Annotated in this window: 27 protein-coding genes, 1 tRNA gene and 1 CRISPR repeat array; of the genes, 9 read left to right on the forward strand and 19 right to left on the reverse strand. The window is 45.6% G+C overall.

What is annotated here, in order from left to right; all coding sequences use genetic code 11:
* Positions 1-22: 22 nt before the first annotated feature.
* Complete coding sequence (locus ACTHTY_RS10130) at positions 23-235, reverse strand: glycine zipper 2TM domain-containing protein (protein ID WP_003684747.1); 213 nt, start codon at positions 233-235, stop codon at positions 23-25.
* A gap of 254 nt (positions 236-489) precedes the next feature.
* On the opposite strand from ACTHTY_RS10130, the gene ACTHTY_RS10135 reads away from it, so the two are divergent.
* Complete coding sequence (locus tag ACTHTY_RS10135; RefSeq protein WP_049330770.1) at positions 490-939, forward strand: CopD family copper resistance protein; 450 nt, start codon at positions 490-492, stop codon at positions 937-939.
* Between the two features lie 33 nt (positions 940-972).
* Complete coding sequence (locus tag ACTHTY_RS10140; protein WP_440367502.1) at positions 973-1,947, forward strand: TerC family protein; 975 nt, start codon at positions 973-975, stop codon at positions 1,945-1,947.
* A gap of 63 nt (positions 1,948-2,010) precedes the next feature.
* Here ACTHTY_RS10140 and ACTHTY_RS10145 read toward each other — a convergent pair whose 3' ends face one another.
* A complete protein-coding gene (locus tag ACTHTY_RS10145; protein ID WP_063069252.1) occupies positions 2,011-2,442 on the reverse strand; it encodes an Ag473 family lipoprotein in 432 nt (143 codons plus the stop codon).
* 182 nt (positions 2,443-2,624) lie between these two features.
* On the opposite strand from ACTHTY_RS10145, the gene ACTHTY_RS10150 reads away from it, so the two are divergent.
* From ACTHTY_RS10150 to cas2, 7 genes are all read left to right on the forward strand, one after another.
* A tRNA-Lys gene (locus ACTHTY_RS10150) sits at positions 2,625-2,700 on the forward strand.
* Between the two features lie 310 nt (positions 2,701-3,010).
* On the forward strand, positions 3,011-4,453 hold the full coding sequence (gene aldA / locus ACTHTY_RS10155; protein ID WP_070814096.1) for an aldehyde dehydrogenase: 1,443 nt from the start codon (positions 3,011-3,013) through the stop codon (positions 4,451-4,453).
* Positions 4,454-4,632: 179 nt separating this feature from the next.
* Positions 4,633-6,144, forward strand: coding sequence for a lysine--tRNA ligase (gene lysS, locus ACTHTY_RS10160; protein WP_440367504.1), 1,512 nt, complete (start codon positions 4,633-4,635; stop codon positions 6,142-6,144).
* 262 nt (positions 6,145-6,406) lie between these two features.
* Positions 6,407-7,831: an alanine/glycine:cation symporter family protein gene (locus ACTHTY_RS10165; RefSeq protein ID WP_440367506.1), complete on the forward strand. Its 1,425-nt coding sequence runs from the start codon at positions 6,407-6,409 to the stop codon at positions 7,829-7,831.
* A gap of 269 nt (positions 7,832-8,100) precedes the next feature.
* Entirely contained in the window at positions 8,101-11,346 is a 3,246-nt protein-coding gene (gene cas9, locus ACTHTY_RS10170; protein ID WP_440367507.1) for a type II CRISPR RNA-guided endonuclease Cas9, read from the forward strand.
* A 66-nt stretch (positions 11,347-11,412) separates the two neighbouring features.
* Positions 11,413-12,327, forward strand: coding sequence for a type II CRISPR-associated endonuclease Cas1 (cas1, locus tag ACTHTY_RS10175; protein ID WP_440367508.1), 915 nt, complete (start codon positions 11,413-11,415; stop codon positions 12,325-12,327).
* Entirely contained in the window at positions 12,320-12,646 is a 327-nt protein-coding gene (cas2, locus tag ACTHTY_RS10180; protein ID WP_033912916.1) for a CRISPR-associated endonuclease Cas2, read from the forward strand. The genes cas1 and cas2 overlap by 8 nt, the downstream gene beginning before the upstream one ends.
* A gap of 63 nt (positions 12,647-12,709) precedes the next feature.
* A CRISPR array of direct repeats spans positions 12,710-13,801; the repeat unit is 36 nt; unit sequence ATTGTAGCACTGCGAAATGAGAAAGGGAGCTACAAC.
* Positions 13,802-13,913: 112 nt separating this feature from the next.
* Here cas2 and rplQ read toward each other — a convergent pair.
* From rplQ to rplX, 17 genes are all read right to left on the reverse strand, one after another.
* Entirely contained in the window at positions 13,914-14,288 is a 375-nt protein-coding gene (gene rplQ, locus ACTHTY_RS10185; RefSeq protein ID WP_003684792.1) for a 50S ribosomal protein L17, read from the reverse strand.
* Positions 14,289-14,312: 24 nt separating this feature from the next.
* Positions 14,313-15,299: a DNA-directed RNA polymerase subunit alpha gene (locus ACTHTY_RS10190; RefSeq protein WP_003684706.1), complete on the reverse strand. Its 987-nt coding sequence runs from the start codon at positions 15,297-15,299 to the stop codon at positions 14,313-14,315.
* 25 nt (positions 15,300-15,324) lie between these two features.
* Positions 15,325-15,945, reverse strand: a complete 621-nt coding sequence (rpsD, locus tag ACTHTY_RS10195) for a 30S ribosomal protein S4 (protein ID WP_003749296.1) — start codon at positions 15,943-15,945, stop codon at positions 15,325-15,327.
* 19 nt (positions 15,946-15,964) lie between these two features.
* Positions 15,965-16,360, reverse strand: a complete 396-nt coding sequence (gene rpsK, locus ACTHTY_RS10200) for a 30S ribosomal protein S11 (protein ID WP_002216249.1) — start codon at positions 16,358-16,360, stop codon at positions 15,965-15,967.
* Between the two features lie 19 nt (positions 16,361-16,379).
* Positions 16,380-16,742 carry a 30S ribosomal protein S13 gene (gene rpsM / locus ACTHTY_RS10205; RefSeq protein ID WP_440367510.1) on the reverse strand — a complete coding sequence of 121 codons (363 nt, stop codon included), beginning with the start codon at positions 16,740-16,742 and terminating at the stop codon, positions 16,380-16,382.
* A 67-nt stretch (positions 16,743-16,809) separates the two neighbouring features.
* On the reverse strand, positions 16,810-16,923 hold the full coding sequence (gene rpmJ / locus ACTHTY_RS10210) for a 50S ribosomal protein L36 (RefSeq protein WP_003697674.1): 114 nt from the start codon (positions 16,921-16,923) through the stop codon (positions 16,810-16,812).
* Between the two features lie 18 nt (positions 16,924-16,941).
* Positions 16,942-17,160 (reverse strand): translation initiation factor IF-1, encoded by a 219-nt coding sequence (gene infA, locus ACTHTY_RS10215; protein WP_003684714.1) that lies wholly within the window; start codon positions 17,158-17,160, stop codon positions 16,942-16,944.
* 4 nt (positions 17,161-17,164) lie between these two features.
* Positions 17,165-18,460 carry a preprotein translocase subunit SecY gene (gene secY / locus ACTHTY_RS10220; RefSeq protein ID WP_440367512.1) on the reverse strand — a complete coding sequence of 432 codons (1,296 nt, stop codon included), beginning with the start codon at positions 18,458-18,460 and terminating at the stop codon, positions 17,165-17,167.
* A 13-nt stretch (positions 18,461-18,473) separates the two neighbouring features.
* Positions 18,474-18,908, reverse strand: coding sequence for a 50S ribosomal protein L15 (rplO, locus tag ACTHTY_RS10225; protein WP_440367514.1), 435 nt, complete (start codon positions 18,906-18,908; stop codon positions 18,474-18,476).
* 1 nt (position 18,909) lies between these two features.
* On the reverse strand, positions 18,910-19,095 hold the full coding sequence (gene rpmD / locus ACTHTY_RS10230; protein ID WP_003684808.1) for a 50S ribosomal protein L30: 186 nt from the start codon (positions 19,093-19,095) through the stop codon (positions 18,910-18,912).
* Positions 19,088-19,606: a 30S ribosomal protein S5 gene (gene rpsE, locus ACTHTY_RS10235; protein WP_003684704.1), complete on the reverse strand. Its 519-nt coding sequence runs from the start codon at positions 19,604-19,606 to the stop codon at positions 19,088-19,090. Before rpsE ends, rpmD begins: the two co-directional genes overlap by 8 nt.
* A gap of 17 nt (positions 19,607-19,623) precedes the next feature.
* Positions 19,624-19,977: a 50S ribosomal protein L18 gene (gene rplR / locus ACTHTY_RS10240; protein WP_003749287.1), complete on the reverse strand. Its 354-nt coding sequence runs from the start codon at positions 19,975-19,977 to the stop codon at positions 19,624-19,626.
* A gap of 13 nt (positions 19,978-19,990) precedes the next feature.
* Complete coding sequence (gene rplF / locus ACTHTY_RS10245; protein ID WP_004464590.1) at positions 19,991-20,524, reverse strand: 50S ribosomal protein L6; 534 nt, start codon at positions 20,522-20,524, stop codon at positions 19,991-19,993.
* Between the two features lie 13 nt (positions 20,525-20,537).
* Positions 20,538-20,930, reverse strand: coding sequence for a 30S ribosomal protein S8 (gene rpsH, locus ACTHTY_RS10250; RefSeq protein ID WP_314378550.1), 393 nt, complete (start codon positions 20,928-20,930; stop codon positions 20,538-20,540).
* A gap of 14 nt (positions 20,931-20,944) precedes the next feature.
* Positions 20,945-21,250 (reverse strand): 30S ribosomal protein S14, encoded by a 306-nt coding sequence (gene rpsN, locus ACTHTY_RS10255; protein ID WP_003684736.1) that lies wholly within the window; start codon positions 21,248-21,250, stop codon positions 20,945-20,947.
* 2 nt (positions 21,251-21,252) lie between these two features.
* A complete protein-coding gene (gene rplE, locus ACTHTY_RS10260; RefSeq protein ID WP_003684750.1) occupies positions 21,253-21,792 on the reverse strand; it encodes a 50S ribosomal protein L5 in 540 nt (179 codons plus the stop codon).
* A gap of 9 nt (positions 21,793-21,801) precedes the next feature.
* Positions 21,802-22,125 (reverse strand): 50S ribosomal protein L24, encoded by a 324-nt coding sequence (gene rplX / locus ACTHTY_RS10265; RefSeq protein ID WP_003684754.1) that lies wholly within the window; start codon positions 22,123-22,125, stop codon positions 21,802-21,804.
* Positions 22,126-22,128 lie beyond the last annotated feature (3 nt).

The following is a 22,128-nucleotide window of genomic DNA, read 5'->3' on the forward strand; positions in this document are numbered from 1 at the left end:
TTATTTTTAACCGAATAAAGGATTAGTAGCGGGTATGAACTTGACTGCCGATAACACCACCCAAAGCCGCACCACCCAAGGTAGAGCCGGTATCGCCACCAATCAAGTTACCTGCCACACCACCCAATACCGCACCAGCAGCAGTGTTGCGTTGGGTTTGAGTCATATTGGCACATGCACCCAAAGAAGCGGCCAGCATGATCAAGGTCACAGTTTTTGCAAAAGTTTTCTTCATGGTTTGATTCTCCATCAGAGGTTAAGCTTTATATGGAGCAGTATGGCACAACCTTTCATTAATATATTTTCTGATAAGTAAAGACAGATTAAACTAAGATAACGTCCTTGATGAACGGTTAACTTCAAAAATAAACGGCAATTCCAATAGAATATTTATAAAATTTAATATATTTGGCATAAAATTGCGCATACATCAACCGCATTCGGTAGTGATACAATGACGACTTGTCTGAATTACCGGAAACACCCGTCATGAGTATCTACGCACTGGCACACATCATCCACGTTTATTGCGCGATTGCCTTTGTCGGCGGCGTATTTTTCGAAATGCTGGTTCTCTCCGTTTTGCACACCGGCCGCGTTTCGCGCGAATCGCGCCGCGAAGTCGAACGTGCCATGTCCTATCGTGCCGTCCGCGTAATGCCGCCTGTCGTCATTACCTTGTTCATCAGCGGCATCGTGATGGTGTACAACCGCTACCTGCCGATACTTCACCACCCATTCGACAGCTCTTTCGGCATCATGCTGAGCATCAAAATCCTGTTGGCAATAAGCGTTTTGGTACATTTTGCCATCGCCGTCGTCAAAATGGCACGGCACACCCTCACCGTCGGCTGGTCGAAATACATACACGCCGTCGTATTCAGCCATATGCTGTTTATCGTCTTTTTTGCCAAAGCAATGTTCTACCTGTCTTGGTAAACCTTACCCTTCCCCCGCACACAAGGATTGTTTATGACCCAATACCCGTCCGTCGGCTCGCCGATGTTTTACGGCATCTTCTTTATTGCCGTCTTAATCATGATCGCCATCGATATGGTATCGCTGAAAAAAAACGGCGCCCACAAAGTCAGCATCAAAGAAGCCCTCGCCTGGAGCGGCATTTGGGTGGCCGTATCCTGCACGTTTGCAGGCTGGCTCTATTTTGAACTGGCGGGCAACCCGACTTACGGGGCCGTTGTCGCCAAAGAAAAAGTCCTCGAATTCTTCACCGGCTATGTGCTTGAAAAATCCCTTGCCGTTGATAACATCTTCGTTTTCCTGATGATTTTCGGCTACTTCAAAGTCGAACCCAAATTCCAACACCGCGTCTTGCTCTATGGTGTATTCGGCGCCATTGTCCTGCGTGCCATCATGATCTTCATCGGCGCAGCCTTGGTACAACAATTTGAATGGATTTTGTACCTCTTCGGCGCCTTCCTCTTATACACCGGCATTCACATGATGAAGCCGGAAGCCGAAGCTGAAGAAGACCTTTCCCAAAACAAAATCCTGACCCTACTCAAAAAAGTCATCCCAACCAGCCAACAGTTTGACGGTGAAAAATTCTTTACCATCGAAAACGGCAAACGTATCGCTACGCCGCTTTTGCTGGTATTGATTATGATCGAATTGAGCGACGTCATCTTCGCCGTGGACAGCATCCCCGCTATTTTTGCCGTAACTACCGACCCTTTCATCGTCCTCACTTCCAACATTTTTGCCATCTTGGGCCTGCGTGCCATGTACTTCTTACTGGCAGACTTTGCCGAACGCTTTATTTTCCTCAAATACGGCTTGGCTTTCGTGTTGAGCTTTATCGGTATCAAGATGCTGATTATGCACTGGGTACATATCCCGATTTCCATTTCCCTGTCCGTCGTCTTCGGCGCACTGGGTGCATCCATCCTGACTTCTTTGGTGTACACGCATCAGCAAGAGAAAAAATAATCTGCCGATATAAAAAGGCCGTCTGAACATTTCAGACGGCCTTTTCAAATATCAAACACCAGCTTATTTAGCAGCGTCTTTCAATTTGTCGGCAGCTTCTTGAGTTGCATCGGCAGCTTTACCCATAGCGTCTTTAGCTGCGTCTTTGGCAGCATCTTTAGCTTCGCCCACAGCAGCTTTTGCATCGTCCAAGGCTTTGTCGCTGGCTTCTTTAGCACCATCGATGGCTTTACCGGTAGTTTCTTTAGCATCGGAAATTGCTTTCTCCGCAGTTTCCTTCGCATCGGCACCGGCTTCTTTAGCGTCAGAAACAGCCTGTTCAGCAGCGCCTTTAGCTTCGGAAGCAGCAGCATCGGCAGCAGAAGCCGCGTGTTCGGCAGCAGCGTTCACATCAGAAGCAACGGCAGAAGCCGCTTCTTGAGTTTCCTGTTTCGCCTCTTGAGAACAAGCAGCCAAACCAGCCACCATCATTGCAGCAATCAATAATTTTTTCATGTTGTATATCCTTTGGTCTAAAAAATATCTGCCAAAACTGACAGACCAAAAAATCATAACATAATAAATGCTCAAAAAAGGGAGAATTAACGCCAAATAACAGCTGGTTTACGTTTTTTGAAAAAAATTTCAAAAAAACAGTTGACGAAAAGAAACAATCTCCCTATAATGCACAACTTATCGGGTCGTTAGCTCAGTCGGTAGAGCAGCGGACTTTTAATCCGTTGGTCGAGCGTTCGAATCGCTCACGACCCACCAAATATGAAAACCTGCTTTAAAAAAAGCAGGTTTTTTTATATTCTCCATCAAGCCTTTCTTCACTTGATACTTTTTTATCATCAAAATCAAGCAATATCCGAGCTTTGTCACAATGCTGTTACGGATACCAACTCAAGGCATCACACCAGCACCAACCTCTTGAATTAATCAAACCCAACTCCCCCACCCATCATCTTTTTCTAAAAGCTTCCAAATACCTATCATCAACCCACGCTAAATCCTCTTGTATGCCAGACAATTTAGGCATAGACTAAAACTACATCCAACTACAACAACAGGAGAAGGTTTGATGAAACAACTGTCTATGTATATTAACGGCCGCTTTGAAACCGACTTTAACGGCACATGGCGTGATGTATTAAATCCGGCAACCGAAGAAGTCATCGCGCGTGAGCCTAAAGGCGGAAAAGCAGATGTTGACCGTGCCGTTGCTGCGGCCAGAGATGCGCAAACTGCGTGGGAGCGTTTACCTGCCGTTGAACGCGGCGCATACCTGCGCAAAATCGCCCAAGGCATCCGCGAACGTGCCGACGAGCTGACCGACACTATTGTTGCTGAAGGCGGCAAAACCAAAGACTTGGCACGCATAGAAGTCATGTTCACTGCCGACTATCTCGATTATCAAGCCGAATGGGCGCGCCGTTATGAAGGCGAAATCATCCAAAGCGACCGCCCGCGCGAAAATATTTTATTGTTCAAACGTCCTTTGGGCGTAATCGCCGGCATTTTGCCGTGGAACTTCCCATTCTTCCTGATTGCCCGAAAAATGGGCCCGGCTTTGGTAACAGGCAATACCATCGTCGTCAAACCAAGCAGCGTTACCCCGATTAACTGCCACATTTTTGCTGAAATCGTTCACGCTTCAGGCTTACCGGCCGGCGTATTCAACGTCGTCAACGGCCCTGGCGCAGAAATAGGCAATGCCTTGGCATCGCATCCGCAAGTCGATATGGTCAGCCTGACCGGTTCTGTCGATGCAGGCCGCCAAGTAATGGAAGCCGCCGCCACCAACATTACCAAAGTCTCACTGGAACTGGGCGGCAAAGCCCCTGCCATCGTTTTGAAAGACGCGGATTTGGACTTGGCAGTGAAATCCATCTTGGCTTCACGCGTGGGCAATACCGGCCAAATCTGCAACTGCGCCGAACGCGTGTATGTCCACAGCAGCCTGAAAGACGCATTTATTGAAAAAATGACCGCCGCCATGAAAGGCGTGCGCTACGGCAACCCGGCCGAAGCCGAACCCGGCGCACTGGAAATGGGCCCATTGATTGAAGAACGCGCCGTAAAATCCGTTGCCGAAAAAGTCGAACGCGCAGTTAGACAAGGCGCAACCTTGGTTTGCGGCGGCAAACGTGCCGACGGCAAAGGCTACTTCTTCGAACCTACCCTGCTGACCGATACCGACAACAGCATGGACATCATGAAGGAAGAAACCTTCGGCCCAGTCCTGCCGGTTGCCACTTTCGACACACTCGATCAAGTCATCGCTTTGGCAAACGACAGCGAATTCGGCCTGACCAGCTCCGTCTATACCACCAATCTGAATGAAGCGTTTTATGTAACCCGCCGTCTGCGTTTCGGCGAAACCTACATCAACCGCGAAAACTTCGAAGCCATGCAGGGCTTCCATGCCGGTTGGAAAAAATCAGGTATCGGCGGCGCGGACGGTAAACACGGTTTGGAAGAATATCTGCAAACCCAAGTCGTTTATTTGGAAACCGATATCTAACTGCCGATACGGCCCTTCATGAAACAAAAGGCCGTCTGAAACTGATTTTTCAGGTTTCAGGCGGCCTTTCTGCCTTTATAGAAAAAAACACCGACATCGCGTAAAATAGAGCCAATTTTTCACTTTATTCAGGCCGTCTGAAAACTCCGGCAGCCTGACTCATTTTTCCGGAAAACACCATGAGCGAACAAAACAATCCGCAAATCGAGCCGCAGTTGGACGAAAACCAAATCATTGCCCTGCGCCGCGAGAAACTGCACAACATCCGCAAAGAACGCAATGCCTACCCTAACGATTTCAAACGCGACAGCTTTGCCGCCGATCTGCACACCCAATACGGTAAAGTCAGCAAAGAAGAACTCGACCCGCAAGGCATTCCCGTCAAAGTGGCCGGCCGTATGATGCTCAAACGTCAAATGGGCAAAGCCAGCTTCGCCACCATTCAAGACGTTACCGGTCAAATCCAGCTTTATTTGAATAACAAAGGCGTGAGCCAAGAAGTTTTGGACGACTTCAACCACTGGGACTTAGGCGACATCATCGGTGCGGAAGGTACTTTGTTCAAAACCAACCACGGCGAATTGACCGTGCGCGTGTCCAACATCCGTCTGCTGTCCAAATCCCTGCGCCCTCTGCCGGACAAACACAAAGGTTTGAGCGATCAGGAAACCAAATACCGTCAACGCTACGTCGATTTGATTGCCAACGAAGAATCGCGCAATACCTTCATCAAACGCAGCCAAATTATCCAATCCGTGCGCAATTTCATGGTCAACGAGCATTATTTGGAAGTTGAAACCCCAATGATGCACCCGATTCCGGGCGGTGCGACAGCAAAACCGTTCGTTACCCACCACAACGCCTTGGACATTCCGCTCTACCTGCGCATTGCGCCCGAGCTGTATCTGAAACGCTTGGTTGTCGGCGGTTTGGAACGCGTGTTTGAAATCAACCGCAGCTTCCGTAACGAGGGCATGTCCGTACGCCACAACCCTGAATTCACCATGATCGAATTCTACGAAGCCTTCTCCGACTACGAACGCATGATGCAAATGGCGGAAGACATCATCCGCAACGCTTCCCGCGCGGTAAACGGTACGGCAAAAATCAGCTACAACGGCAAAGAAGTCGATTTGGAAAGCCCGTTTGAACGCCTGACCATTCTCGGTGCCATCAAAAAATACAATCCGCACTACACCGATGAGCAGTTGAACAATGAAGAATGGCTGAAAAAAGAAATCGTCAAACACGGCGAAAGCCTGCCTCCGTCTCCGGGCATCGGCAGCCTGCAACTCGCCCTGTTTGAAGGTTGCGCCGAGGGCAAACTGTGGAACCCGACTTTCATCATCGACTACCCTGTCGAAGTATCGCCATTGGCACGCGCATCCGACAGCAAACCGGGTTTGACCGAACGCTTCGAGCTCTTCGTTGTCGGCCGCGAACTGGCAAACGGCTACTCCGAGTTGAACGATCCGGAAGATCAAGCCGAACGCTTCAAAGCGCAAGTGGCGCAAAAAGACGCCGGCGACGACGAAGCCATGCACTACGATGCCGACTACATCCGCGCCATGGAATTCGGCCTGCCACCGACCGGCGGTTGCGGCATCGGCATCGACCGCTTGGTAATGTTGCTGACCGATTCGCAAACCATCCGCGACGTGATTCTGTTCCCGCAAATGCGTCCTGAATAACACATTGAAATAAAATCAAGGCCGTCTGAAAACAAGACTCTGTTTTCAGACGGCCTTTTTGTTCAAATATGCAAAATGGGAAAATTAAAATCAATAAATCCTTTACACCATAATAATAAAATTACATGATAATCAAAAAGATAATATAAAAAAGAATATGTAAACGTTTTTCAGTTTGTTGACAGTCTGCTAGAATACATCCAATTACAGGCAGCCCACACACACAGGCCGTCTGAAAATGCAGAAACTCTGAAAGGTTTGTATGGATCAATTTTTCGAACAGCTTCACGGCTGGGTAAACGCCATCAACGACCCAATGTGGTCGGGATTGGTATATATGCTTTTAGGCGCAGGCCTATTTTTTACCATTACCACCGGTTTTGTACAATTCCGCCTCTTCGGCCGCAGTATCAAAGAAATGCTAGGCGGTCGCAAACAAGGTGATGATCCGCACGGAATCACACCGTTCCAAGCATTTGTTACCGGCTTGGCCAGCCGCGTAGGCGTGGGCAACATCGCCGGTGTGGCGATTGCCATCAAACTCGGCGGGCCGGGCGCGGTATTCTGGATGTGGGTAACTGCCTTAATCGGCATGAGTTCGGCGTTTGTCGAATCTTCACTGGCCCAACTCTTTAAAGTCCGGGACTACGACAACCACCACTTCCGCGGCGGTCCTGCCTACTACATAACTCAAGGCCTGGGACAAAAATGGCTGGGCGTTTTGTTCGCCCTGAGCCTGATTTTCTGTTTCGGCTTTGTATTTGAAGCCGTACAGACCAATACCATCGCCGATACCACCAAAGCGGCATGGGGCTGGGATCAACACTATGTCGGTGTCGCCCTGGTCATTCTGACTGCCCCGATTATCTTCGGCGGTATCCGTCGCGTATCTAAAGCCGCGGAAATTATCGTTCCGCTGATGGCGGTTTTATATCTCGTCATAGCACTCTTCATCATTGCTACCAATATTTCCCTAATTCCTGATGTGTTCGGTCAGATTTTCTCCAACGCGTTCAACTTCGATTCGGCTGCAGGCGGTTTCCTCGGCGGTCTGATTTCGACCACCATGATGCAGGGTATCAAACGCGGCCTGTATTCCAATGAGGCGGGTATGGGTTCCGCGCCGAACGCCGCAGCCGCAGCCGAAGTGAAACACCCCGTCTCCCAAGGCATGATTCAAATGCTGGGCGTTTTCGTCGATACCATCATCGTCTGCTCATGCACCGCCTTTATCGTCTTGATCTATCAACAGCCTTACGGCGACCTGAGCGGTGCGGCGCTGACCCAAGCGGCAATCGTCAGCCAGGTAGGCGAATGGGGCGCGGGCTTCCTTGCTGCCATCCTGTTTATGTTTGCCTTTTCAACCGTTATCGGCAACTATGCCTATGCCGAATCCAACGTCCAATTCATCAAGAGCCATTGGCTGGTTACCGCCGTTTTCCGTATGCTGGTTTTGGCATGGGTCTACTTCGGCGCAATTGCCAACGTACCCTTGGTATGGGATATGGCAGACATGGCCATGGGCATCATGGCATGGATTAACCTCGTTGCCATCCTGCTCCTGTCACCACTTGCCTTCCTGCTGTTGAAAGACTACACAGCCAAGCTGAAAATGGGTAAAGACCCAGAGTTCAAACTCTCTGAACACCCGGGCTTGAAACGCAAAATCAAATCCGATATCTGGTAAAACCAAAGGCCGTCTGAAATTTCAGACGGCCTTTTTAATCCCTGCCATTTAGACAAAACGATGCCCCTTAAAGCAGAAGCCTTAAGGGGCAGAGCGTTGCGGCACATCTTTTCAGACGGCCTTATTGTAGCAACGTTTCTCATTTCGCAGTGCAACAATATGTTCAAATTCTAATTCCAAATCGACACCCAGTCAAGCATTTCATTTGCATGGTAATACTTACCTAGGATATATTTATACTTACCAAACATCATATTACGGAGAAACTGATGGCTGCATTCAAACCCAACCCAATCAACTACATCCTCGGTCTCGATATCGGCATCGCATCCGTCGGCTGGGCGATGGTAGAAATTGACGAAGAAGAAAACCCCATCCGCCTGATTGATTTGGGCGTGCGCGTATTTGAGCGTGCAGAAGTTCCGAAAACAGGTGACTCTCTCGCAGCGGCAAGACGCTTGGCACGCAGTGTTCGCCGCCTGACCCGCCGTCGCGCCCATCGCCTGCTTCGGGCCCGCCGCCTATTGAAACGCGAAGGCGTATTACAAGCCGCCGATTTTGACGAAAACGGCTTGATCAAATCCTTACCGAATACACCATGGCAACTTCGCGCAGCCGCATTAGACCGCAAACTGACGCCTTTGGAGTGGTCGGCAGTCTTGTTGCATTTAATCAAACATCGCGGTTATTTGTCGCAAAGAAAAAACGAGGGCGAAACTGCCGATAAGGAGCTTGGGGCTTTGCGTGCAGGTATGAAGAGTAACACTCAAGCCTTAAAGACAGGCAATTTCCGCACTCCGGCCGAATTGGCTTTAAATAAATTTGAAAAAGAAAGCGGCCATATCCGCAACCAGCGCGGCGATTATTCGCATACGTTCAGCCGCGAAGATTTACAGGCGGAGCTGGTTTTGCTGTTTGAAAAACAAAAAGAATTCGGCAATCCGCATGTTTCAGACGGCCTTAAAGAAGGTATTGAAACCCTGCTGATGGCGCAACGCCCTGCTCTGTCTGGCGATGCCATTCAAAAAATGTTGGGGCATTGCACCTTCGAACCGACAGAGCCGAAAGCCGCTAAAAACACCTACACAGCCGAACGTTTCATCTGGCTGACCAAGCTGAACAACCTGCGTATTTTAGAGCAAGGCAGCGAGCGGCCATTGACCGATACCGAACGCACCATACTTATAAATCAGCCGTATAAAAAGAAACTGACTTACGCACAAGCCCGTAAGCTGCTGGGTTTAGAAGATACCGCCTTTTTCAAAGGCTTGCGCTATGGTAAAGACAATGTCGAAACCTCAACATTGATGGAAATGAAGGCCTACCATGCCATCAGCCGTGCGCTGGAAAAAGAAGAATTGAAAGACAAAAAATCCCCATTAAACCTTTCTCCCGAATTACAAGACGAAATCGGCACGGCATTCTCCCTGTTCAAAACCGATGAAGACATTACAGGCCGTCTGAAAGACCGTGTTCAGCCTGAAATCTTAGAAGCGTTGTTGAAGCACATCAGCTTCGATAAGTTCGTCCAAATTTCCTTGAAAGCATTGCGCAGAATTGTGCCTCTAATGGAACAAGGCAAACGTTACGATGAAGCCTGCGCCGAAATCTACGGAGACCATTGCGGAAAGAAAAATACGGAGGAAGAGATTTCTCTGCCACCGATCCCCGCCGATGAAATCCGTAACCCAGTCGTCTTACGCGCCTTATCTCAAGCCAGAAAAGTCATTAACGCCGTTGTACGCCGTTATGGCTCCCCTGCACGTATCCATATTGAAACGGCAAGAGAGGTAGGTAAATCGTTTAAAGACCGCAAAGAAATCGAAAAACGCCAAAAAGAAAACCATAAAGACCGGGAAAAAGCCGCCGCTAAATTCCGAGAGTATTTCCCCAATTTTGTCGGCGAACCCAAATCCAAAGATATTCTGAAACTGCGCCTGTACGAGCAACAACACGGCAAATGCCTATATTCGGGCAAAGAAATCAACCTAGGCCGTCTGAACGAAAAAGGCTATGTTGAAATCGACCATGCCCTGCCGTTCTCGCGCACATGGGACGACAGTTTCAACAATAAAGTGCTGGTATTGGGCAGCGAAAACCAAAACAAAGGCAATCAAACCCCTTACGAATACTTCAACGGCAAAGACAACAGCCGCGAATGGCAGGAATTTAAAGCGCGTGTTGAAACCAGCCGTTTCCCGCGCAGTAAAAAACAACGGATTCTGCTGCAAAAATTCGATGAAGATGGCTTTAAAGAACGCAACCTGAACGATACGCGCTACGTCAACCGTTTCCTGTGCCAATTTGTTGCCGACCGTATGCGGCTGACAGGTAAAGGGAAAAGACGTGTCTTTGCCTCAAACGGACAAATTACCAATCTGTTGCGCGGCTTTTGGGGATTGCGCAAAGTGCGTGCGGAAAACGACCGCCATCACGCCTTGGACGCAGTCGTCATTGCCTGCTCGACCGTTGCCATGCAGCAGAAAATTACCCGTTTTGTACGCTATAAAGAGATGAACGCGTTTGACGGCAAAACCATAGATAAAGAAACAGGAGAAGTGCTGCATCAAAAAACACACTTCCCGCAACCTTGGGAATTTTTCGCACAAGAAGTCATGATTCGCGTCTTCGGCAAACCGGACGGCAAACCCGAATTTGAAGAAGCGGATACCCCCGAAAAACTGCGTACCCTGCTCGCAGAAAAATTATCATCTCGTCCCGAAGCCGTGCACGAATACGTTACGCCACTGTTTGTTTCACGCGCGCCCAATCGGAAGATGAGCGGGCAAGGCCATATGGAGACCGTCAAATCCGCCAAACGACTGGACGAAGGCATCAGCGTGTTGCGCGTACCGCTGACACAGTTAAAACTGAAAGACTTGGAAAAAATGGTCAATCGGGAGCGCGAACCTAAGCTATACGAAGGACTGAAAGCACGTTTGGAAGCACATAAAGACGATCCTGCCAAAGCCTTTGCCGAGCCGTTTTACAAATACGATAAAGTAGGCAACCGCACCCAACAGGTAAAAGCCGTACGCGTAGAGCAAGTACAGAAAACCGGCGTATGGGTGCGTAACCACAACGGCATTGCCGACAACGCAACCATGGTGCGCGTAGATGTTTTTGAGAAAGGCGGCAAGTATTATCTCGTACCGATTTACAGTTGGCAGGTAGCGAAAGGGATTTTGCCGGATAGGGCTATTATCGCTTTTAAAGATGAAGAAGATTGGCAACTTATTGATGATAGTTTTAACTTTAAATTTTCATTACATCCTAATGATTTAATTGAAGTAATAACAAAAAAAGCTAGAATATTTGGTTACTTTGCTAGCTGTCATCGAGGTACAGGTAATATTAATATCCGTATCCACGATCTGGATAATAAAGTCGGGAAAAACGGAATTCTGGAAGGCATCGGCGTCAAAACCGCCCTTTCATTCCAAAAATACCAAATCGACGAACTGGGCAAAGAAATCAGACCATGCCGTCTGAAAAAACGCCCATCTGTCCGTTAAATTAATCCATCCCTGTTTCAGACGGCCTGAAGCAGGGATTTTTTATATAAAAATAAGGGGAAAAACATGACTTGGCGCAGCCTGCTCATTCAAAACGGCGGCAAACTATCCTTGCAACGCCGGCAACTGCTGATTCAACAAAACGGCGAGTTCCATACCGTACCATTAGAAGACATTGCTGTAATCATCATCGAAAACCGCGAAACCCTGATCACTACCCCGCTCCTATCGGCCTTAGCCGAGCATGGTACAACTCTGCTGACATGTGATGAGCAATTCCTGCCCTGCGGACAATGGCTGCCTTATGCCCAATATCACCGCCAACTCAAAATCCTCAAACTGCAGCTGAATATAAGCGAACCCTTAAAAAAGCAAATCTGGCAACATATCGTCCGCCAAAAAATCCTAAATCAAGCATTTGTCGCAGACGAAACAGGCAATGATCTTGCAGCCAAACGGCTGCGCACTTTGGCAGTCGAAGTCCGTTCGGGCGACACCGGAAACCGTGAAGCCCAAGCTGCCACCCTCTACTTCCAAGCCCTCTTTGGAGAAAAGTTTACCCGTAATGATAACAATGCCGTCAATGCCGCATTGAACTACACCTACGCCGTACTCCGTGCAGCAGTTGCACGCGCCCTGACCTTATATGGCTGGTTGCCTGCATTAGGCTTGTTTCATAGAAGCGAACTGAATCCATTCAACCTCGCTGATGACTTTATCGAACCCTTACGCCCACTGGCCGACCTGGTCGTTATACATTTGCATGAACAAGGCCGTCTGAAAACTAAACTGACCCCCGGCATCAAACAAAACCTTATCAAGACCCTTCACTGTCAAATCTGCATCGAACGGCAACACTTCAGCACCTTAGCTGCCATAGACAAAATGATTTCTTCATTTCAAGCCAGCGTAACCGATAAAAACGCCAAACAGCTGAAACTGCCTGAAATCTTGCCATTGAAAGAATACCAATATGAGTGAGGCCAAATTTATGAGGATTATTGTCTTCTTCGACCTACCGGTTACCACAGCGGCAAAGCGCAAAGCTGCCAATCAATTCCGCCAGTTTCTATTAAAAGATGGATACCAAATGCTCCAACTTTCCGTATACAGCCGTATTGTCAAAGGTCGAGATTCGTTGCAAAAACACCACAATAGGCTATGTGCAAACCTACCGCAAGAAGGTTCAATCCGCTGTTTGGAAGTAACAGAAAAGCAATATGCCACCATGAAACTGCTGTTGGGAGAGCTGAAAACCCAAGAAAAAAGGGTAAATTCCGACCAACTATTATTATTTTAAGCCCTTTTTTTCAGACCAAATAAAACGGGAAACCCTTACATGATAAGGGTTTCCCGTTGAGGTATTGTAGCACTGCGAAATGAGAAAGGGAGCTACAACCTTTTATTTCATTTTCTGAACCTGGCATACATTGTAGCACTGCGAAATGAGAAAGGGAGCTACAACAGACGTTGGAAGCCAACAACTACGACCTGAATTGTAGCACTGCGAAATGAGAAAGGGAGCTACAACGCAGGTTCAGGTGTAGGTTCAACAGTCGCGATTGTAGCACTGCGAAATGAGAAAGGGAGCTACAACCAAGTCGTTAAGTATTGACACCAAGAGGGCATTGTAGCACTGCGAAATGAGAAAGGGAGCTACAACTCGAGTGTATCTACCAACGCCAGCAGGCTGATTGTAGCACTGCGAAATGAGAAAGGGAGCTACAACACGCAAGTGAAAGAAAAATTTAAAAATGACATTGTAGCACTGCGAAATGAGAAAGGGAGCTACAACCTGTTATACATCACTAGCGAATAACAACCGATTGTAGCACTGCGAAATGAGAAAGGGAGCTACAACCTCACACTCAAACACGGCAGCCGTAAGCCTATTGTAGCACTGCGAAATGAGAAAGGGAGCTACAACCTATGAAAGAGTATATCTAAAATGAAACCTATTGTAGCACTGCGAAATGAGAAAGGGAGCTACAACTCAACACGATATGCTTTGACAGCGTGTTTGATTGTAGCACTGCGAAATGAGAAAGGGAGCTACAACCCAGTGTCTTGATGATGTGTTCCACGCGCTATTGTAGCACTGCGAAATGAGAAAGGGAGCTACAACCCATCAACGCCGTCTATCTCAATACCATACATTGTAGCACTGCGAAATGAGAAAGGGAGCTACAACATGATTGTGTGAGCGTTCACGCCTTTGCCAATTGTAGCACTGCGAAATGAGAAAGGGAGCTACAACGAAAAGTTCTACCAAGCGCAACACAGAATTATTGTAGCACTGCGAAATGAGAAAGGGAGCTACAACGGGAAACGTTCGAGGCTACGGCGAATATCCATTGTAGCACTGCGAAATGAGAAAGGGAGCTACAACCTGCCTATATTAATGATGCGGCTCTTGTTGATTGTAGCACTGCGAAATGAGAAAGGGAGCTACAACAGTTATTGACACGAGTCCAAGCGGAGGCGGATTGTAACTCTGCGCAATGATAAAGGGTCTATCCAAATAAAAAAGCACCACCTAAACAGGTAGTGCTTTCATATTAATTTGCTTATTCAGCAGAATCAGCTGCTTTATCAACCAATTCAACCAATGCCAAAGGAGCATTGTCGCCTTTACGGAAACCGTATTTCAGTACACGAACATAGCCGCCGTTACGAGCAGCAAAGCGTGGACCCAATTCGTCAAACAATTTAACTACAACATCACGATCGCGAGTGCGGTCAAAAGCCAAACGACGGTTTGCCAAAGAAGGTTTTTTACCCAAGGTAATCAAGGGCTCAACTACGCGGCGCAATTCTTTTGCTTTAGGCAAAGTTGTCACGATGGTTTCGTGAGTCAACAAGGAATTCGCCATATTGCGCAGCATCGCAGCACGGTGGCTGCTAGTACGGTTTAATTTGCGGTTGCCATTACGATGACGCATGTCATTATCCTTTAATCTTCAAACTTACGGCTTTTCTAAGCCTACAGGCGGCCAAGCTTCTAATTTAGAACCTAATGTCAGACCTTTAGAGGCCAACACTTCTTTGATCTCATTCAAAGATTTACGACCCAAATTAGGGGTCTTGAGAAGCTCGGTTTCAGTACGTTGAATCAAATCGCCAATATAGTAAATATCTTCAGCTTTCAGACAATTAGCTGAACGTACGGTTAATTCCAAATCATCTACAGGACGCAGCAAGATAGGATCGATAGGAGGCGCTTTTTCTTCAACCTCTTCAACCGGAGTACCTTGCAGATCTGCAAAAATAGACATTTGGTCAATTAAGATACGTGCGGCACTACGTACAGCCTCTTCCGGATCAATAGAACCATTGGTTTCAATATCTAAAACCAATTTATCCAAATCCGTGCGTTGCTCTACGCGTGCAGGTTCAACTTCAAAGCTAACACGACTGATGGGCGAAAAGCTCGCATCCAACTGAATCGCACCAATCTGTTTGTTCTCATCACGCAATACGCGACGGCCTGAAACAGATTGATAACCACGACCTTGCTCTACTTTAATTTCCATGTCAATTTGGCCATTGTCAGCCAAGTGGCAAATAACATGCTCAGGATTGATAATTTCCACATCGTGTGGCAAATCAATATCACCGGCTACAACTGCACCGGCACCTGTTTTTTTCAAAGTCAACTGAACTTGGTTACGACCGTGAAGCTTGAATACGATACCTTTAATGTTCAAGAGAACGTCAACAACATCCTCCTGAACACCATCAATAGTAGAGTATTCGTGCAATACGCCGGAAATAACTACTTCAGTTGGGGCAAAACCATTCATGGATGACAGTAAGATACGACGCAAAGCATTACCTAAAGTATGACCAAAACCACGTTCAAATGGCTGCATAGACACCTTGGCCCGAGTGGAAGACAAAGTATCTACATCAATTTGACGAGGTTTCAAAAATTCGGTTGTGCTATTTTGCATTTAACTGTCCCTCATTGAGCTAGCATTATTTAGAGTAGAACTCTACCACCAGCTGTTCATTAATATCGCCAGACAATTCTGAGCGATCCGGCATATTTTTGAATACACCTTCCAATTTGTCGGCATCAACAGATACCCAGCTTGGCAAGCCAATTTGAGTAGCCAAGCTCAATGCCTCTTGGATACGTACTTGTTTCTTAGCTTTTTCACGAACAGCTACAACATCGCCTGCTTTAACTTGGAAAGAAGGGATATTAACAACCTGACCGTTTACAACGATAGCTTTATGAGAAACCAATTGACGTGCTTCAGCGCGGGTAGAGCCAAAACCCATACGATAAACGACATTGTCCAAACGGGACTCCAGCAATTGCAACAGCAATTCACCGGTAGAACCTTTACGACGATCAGCTTCCGCAAAGTAACGACGGAATTGGCGTTCTAACACGCCATAAATACGACGGATTTTTTGTTTTTCACGCAATTGCAAACCGTAGTCTGACAAACGTGGTTTTTTCGCACCGTGTTGACCAGGTGCAGAATCCATTTTACATTTGGAATCCAAAGAGCGACGTGCACTCTTCAAAAACAGATCCGTACCTTCGCGACGTGCTAATTTACATTTAGGGCCAATATAACGTGCCATGTTTTAAATCACTCCAATATTAAATACGACGTTTTTTAGGCGGACGGCAACCGTTATGAGGCAACGGGGTAACGTCAGTAATGCTGGTAATCTTGAAACCAAGAGCGTTTAAAGCACGTACAGAAGATTCGCGACCAGGGCCAGGGCCTTTAATGCGGACTTCTAAATTTTTAACGCCATACTCTTGGGCAACTTTACCAGCTGCTTCTGCTGCAACTTGTGCTGCAAATGGTGTACTTTTACGAGAACCTTTAAAACCAGCGCCGCCAGAGGTAGCCCAAGACAATGCATTGCCTTGACGGTCAGTGATTGTAATGATGGTATTGTTGAAAGATGCATGAACGTGCACAATACCTTCGCTTACGGTTTTACGTACTTTTTTACGCACACGCGAAGCTGTGTTTGCTTTAGCCATTAATCAAATTCCTTAAAATTTATTTCTTACCGGCAATCGCTTTGCGCGGACCTTTACGGGTACGAGCATTTGTGCGAGTGCGTTGACCACGACAAGGCAAGCCACGACGATGACGGAAGCCGCGATAGCAACCCATATCCATCAGTCGTTTAATGCTCATCGTTACTTCACGACGCAAATCGCCTTCAACTTCATATTTAGCAACTTGCTCACGCAAAGCGTCTAATTGAGCCTCGTCCAAATCTTTTGCTTTAATAGTAGGAGCAATATTTGCTGCCTCACAAATCAATTTAGCACGAGTCGCACCAATACCATAAATAGCCTGAAGGCCAATTACGATATGGGCATTATTAGGGATATTTACCCCTGCAATACGAGCCATATTTTTTCCTTTTTAGGGCAAAGTATGTCACTATACCACAAAATCAATAGTTAAGAAAACTAGCTTCTTAACCTTGACGTTGTTTGTGACGTGGGTCAGTACAAATTACGCGAACTACACGATTACGACGAATAATCTTGCAATTGCGACAAATTTTCTTTACAGAAGGTTGTACACGCATTTTATTTCCTTTTATCGTTTATCTTGCTCGGAAAACAATCCGAGCACGGGTTAAATCATAAGGAGTTAATTCAACTGTTACCTTATCTCCTGGAGAAATACGGATATAGTGCATCCGCATTTTGCCAGATATATGACCAAGTACTACATGATCATTTTCCAGTTTTACTTTAAATGTTGCATTGGGCAAAGTCTCAAGAATTTCGCCCTGCATCTGTATGGTATCTTCTTTAGCCATAAGCCTACTTACGTGACAAAGATTTCATATCTGGACGACTCATCAAGTCTTCATACTGACTACTCATTATGTATGAATTAATTTGCGTCCTAAAATCCATTGTAACAACGACCAAAATAAGCAAAGATGTACCACCGAAATTGATAGTAACATTCCATGCAGTTGTTAAAATTTCAGGTATCAGACAGATTGTAGTAATGTACAAAGCACCAAATAATGTCAACCTTAGTACCACTTTTTCCAAATATCTAGAGGTTTGCTCACCTGGTCGTATACCTGGCACAAATGCACCACTCTTCTTCAAATTTTCTGCCATCTCTTTAGGACTGAATACTAAAGCAGTATAGAAATAGCAGAAAAAAATGATTGTTGACGCAAATAATACGATAAATAAAATTTTACCATGCTGTAGTTGAGCAGCAATCTGATATAAAACTGAATTTGTATTATTGGAACCAAACCAACCTAAAAGTGTAGATGGAAACAAAATGATACTGGAAGCAAAAATGGGAGGAATAACACCCGCCATATTTAGCTTAAATGGCATATGAATGCTTTGTCCTGACATCATTCCCGAGCCAAACTGTCTCTTCGCATAATGAACAGGAACTTTACGCTGAGCACTCTCAAAATAGACTACAACATATATTAATAGCAACGTACCTAAAGCTATTAATACGGCAGTATGCGATTTCTGATCTAATAATTTAGTAATCCCTGATGGGACACCAGATACAATACCTGCTGTAATAATTAAGGAAATACCATTACCAATACCACGCTCGGTAATTTGCTCCCCTAACCACATCAGAAACATAGTACCTGTAACTAAACAGACCACTGTAGAAATATAAAACTCAAGCGCAGTCGTTACAACAACACCTTGTTGATAAACAAATGATGCAGCCGCAAAGCTTTGCAATACAGCCAATAATACCGTTCCATACCTAGTATATTTCGTAATTATTTTCCTACCAGCCTCACCTTCCTTCTTTAAAGCTTTTAAAGAAGGAATAATCTCCGAAGCAAGCTGCACAATAATCGATGACGAAATATAAGGCATAATGCCAATTGCAAATATAGTAAAGCGCTCCAACGAACCACCCGAGAACATATTTAACATTCCGAATATGCCGTCACGAGCGCCTTCGAATAATTTAGCTAACGCAACAGCATCTACGCCCGGTACAGGTATATGAGCACCAATACGGAAAACGACTAAAGCCCCTAAAAGGAACACTAGACGCTTTTTCAGATCACCAAATTTGGATAATCCTGATAAAGATTGTTGATTAGCCACTATAGTGCAAGCCTTATTCTTCTACTGTACCACCGGCAGCTTCAATAGCAGCTTTAGCACCTTTAGTAGCTTTTACACCTTTCAAGGTAACTGCTTTTGAGATTTCACCAGAAGCAATAACTTTTACATTAGAAGCAGTTGCAGGAATCAGACCAGCTTGTTTAAGAACCAAGACATCAATCTCGTTCACAGCAATCAGATTCAATTCACTCAAACGAACTTCAGCATTAGCGGCTGCAGTTAAAGATTTGAAACCACGTTTCGGCAGACGACGTTGCAAAGGCATTTGACCGCCTTCAAAACCTACCTTGTGGAAGCCACCAGAACGGCTTTTTTGACCTTTATGACCACGACCACCTGTCTTACCTAAGCCGCTACCAATACCACGACCTACACGACGACTAGCGTGAGTAGCACCCTCAGCAGGTTGAATAGTATTCAAAAACATATTAAGACTCCACTTTCAACAAGTAGCTGATTTTATTGATCATGCCACGGTTTTCAGGGGTATCCAAAACCTCTACAGTATGTTCACGACGGCGCAAACCTAAACCGCGAGCACATGCACGATGAGATTCAATTGTACCGATCAGGCTCTTAACCAATGTAACTTTAATCTTTTTTTGCTCAGTCATGGTTAGCTCCCAAAATATCTTCTACTGTCAAGCCACGTTTAGCAGCAATATCAGCAGGGGTATACAGTTTAGACAAGCCGTCTAATGTAGCGCGTACAATATTGTAAGGATTAGTAGAACCATGTACTTTAGCTGAAATGTTATGGATACCCATAGCATCAAATACTAAACGCATTGGACCACCAGCTTTCACACCGCTACCTTCTTTAGCAGGTTGCATAAATACCTTAGTAGCACCATGACGACCAATAACTTCATGATGAATAGTACCGTTTTTCAAAGGTACTTTAATCATAGAGCGTCGAGCTTGATCCATTGCTTTTTGAACAGCAACTGGTACTTCTTTTGATTTACCTTTGCCCATACCGATGCGACCATCACCATCACCAACAACAGTCAGTGCAGAGAAAGCCATGATACGGCCACCTTTAACTACTTTAGTCACGCGATTAACTGCGACCATCTTTTCAATCAGACCGTCACCGCGTTCTTCAATTTCATGTTTTGCCATCTGAAAGTCTCCAAATATTAGAAGCTTAAACCATTTTCACGTGCAGCTTCAGCCAAAGCTTTCACACGACCGTGATATTGGAAACCTGAACGGTCAAAAGCAACTTTTTCAACACCCACTGCTTTAGCTTTTTCAGCAATACGCTTACCAACTACAGCTGCTGCTTCAACGTTGCTACCTGATTTCAGGCTACTACGTACTTCAGCTTCCAATGTAGAGGCTTGGGCCAATACTTTATCACCTTCAGCACTAATTACTTGAGCATAAATATGATTATTGCTGCGGAACACACATAATCTTACCATTTTCAAGTCCGCAATACGCGCACGGGTTTTGCGTGCACGACGGAGTCGGGTTGTATGTTTATCCATTAGTGAACCTCAATTATTTTTTCTTGGCTTCTTTCATCACTACTACTTCACCTACATAACGAACACCTTTACCTTTATAAGGCTCAGGAGAACGGAATGCACGAATTTCAGCAGCGACTTGGCCAACCACTTGTTTATCTGCACCAGTCAAAACGATTTCTGTTTGGCTAGGGGTTTGAACAGAAACACCTTCAGGCATTTCGTACACGATTGGATGAGAGAAACCCAAAGACAAGTTCAAAACTTTGCCTTGAGCTTGGGCACGATAACCCACACCAATCAATTGAAGTTTTTTCTCAAAACCTTCAGAAACACCCTTAACCATGTTATTAACCAATGCACGAGCAGTACCAGACATAGCATTAGCCTGTTTACTGTCATTTTTTGCAGCAAAAGTCAATTTACCATCGTTCAATTCAATAGCAACATCGGAATGCAAAGGAAAAGACAACTCACCGTTTTTACCTTTGATAACCAATGCATCTGTTCCGAATTTTACTTCTACACCAGCAGGAACAGTCACTGGGTTTTTTGCGACGCGTGACATTTACTTTTCTCCACTAGGCTACGATGCACAACAACTCACCACCCACACCCTCAGAACGGGCTTTGCGATCAGTCATTACACCTTTAGAAGTACTAACAATAGCGACACCCAGACCATTCATTACGCTAGGGATCTCACTTGATGCTTTGTAAATACGCAAACCTGGACGTGAAACACGTTTAATTTGCTCAATCACAGGACGACCTGCATAGTATTTCAATTGAATTTCCAATACCGGTTTTGCCTCAGCAGAAACCGCAAAATCCTCGATATAACCTTCTTCTTTCAGAACTTTTGCAATTGCACATTTCAGTTTAGAGGAAGGCATGGCAACTGCTACTTTATTAGCACGTTGCGCATTGCGAATACGAGTCAACATATCGGAAATAGGATCATGCATACTCATTATTTATACTCCTATTACCAGCTAGCTTTAACAACACCAGGGATCTCGCCACGCATAGCGATTTCACGGATTTTAATACGGCCCAGACCAAATTTACGGAAAGTGCCACGAGGACGACCTGTTAAAGCACAACGACGACGTTGACGTACAGGTGCTGCATTACGAGGAATGGATTGAAATTTCAAACGTGCTTCAAAACGTTCTTCTTCAGTCGCATTAGCATCATTAATAACAGCGAAAATTGCCTCACGTTTAGCTGCAAACTTTTTCGCCAATGCTTGACGTTTCAGCTCACGATTAATAAGTGCTTTCTTAGCCATGATTATCCTTTAAACGGAAACTTGAACAGTGACAACAAAGCTTTCGCTTCTTCATCAGTTTTTGCAGTAGTTGTAATAGTAATATTCAAACCACGCAAAGCATCGATTTTATCGTATTCAATTTCCGGGAAAATAATTTGCTCACGAACGCCCATATTGTAATTGCCACGACCATCAAATGATTTACCGCTTACACCACGGAAGTCACGTACACGAGGCAACGCAATAGTAATCAAACGATCCAAGAATTCAAACATTTGATCACGACGCAATGTTACTTTGCAACCAACTGGATAGTTATCACGGATTTTAAAACCCGCGATAGATTTACGAGCAACAGTAACAACTGGCTTTTGACCAGCAATTTTCTCTAAATCAGAAACAGCGTGTTCCATAACTTTTTTATCAGCAACAGCTTCACCCACACCCATATTCAAGGTGATTTTTTCAATACGTGGAACTTCCATTACTGATTTGTAACCAAATTGTTTAACCAATTCAGGAACAACTGTATCTTTATAAAACTCTCTCAAACGAGCCATGTTATCTCCTTATGCTCCAATGATAGAGCCATTTGATTTGAAGAAACGAACGCGTTTAACTTTGCCTTCATTTTCAATCAGCTTAATACCAACACGGTCTGCTTTATTAGTTTCCGGATTCAGGATTGCAATATTAGAAATATCCAAAGGCATTTCTTTAGTAATAATGCCACCCTCAATACCACGCATTGGATTAGGTTTTTGATGGCGTTTCACAACATTAACACCCTCAACAACAACTTTATCACCCAACACTCGAACTACTTGACCTTGCTTACCTTTATCTTTACCGGTAATCACTACAACCTGATCGCCTTTAATGATCTTATTCATCGC

It is taken from the genome of Neisseria sp. P0019.S002 (assembly GCF_051957155.1).
GTDB lineage: Bacteria > Pseudomonadota > Gammaproteobacteria > Burkholderiales > Neisseriaceae > Neisseria > Neisseria perflava.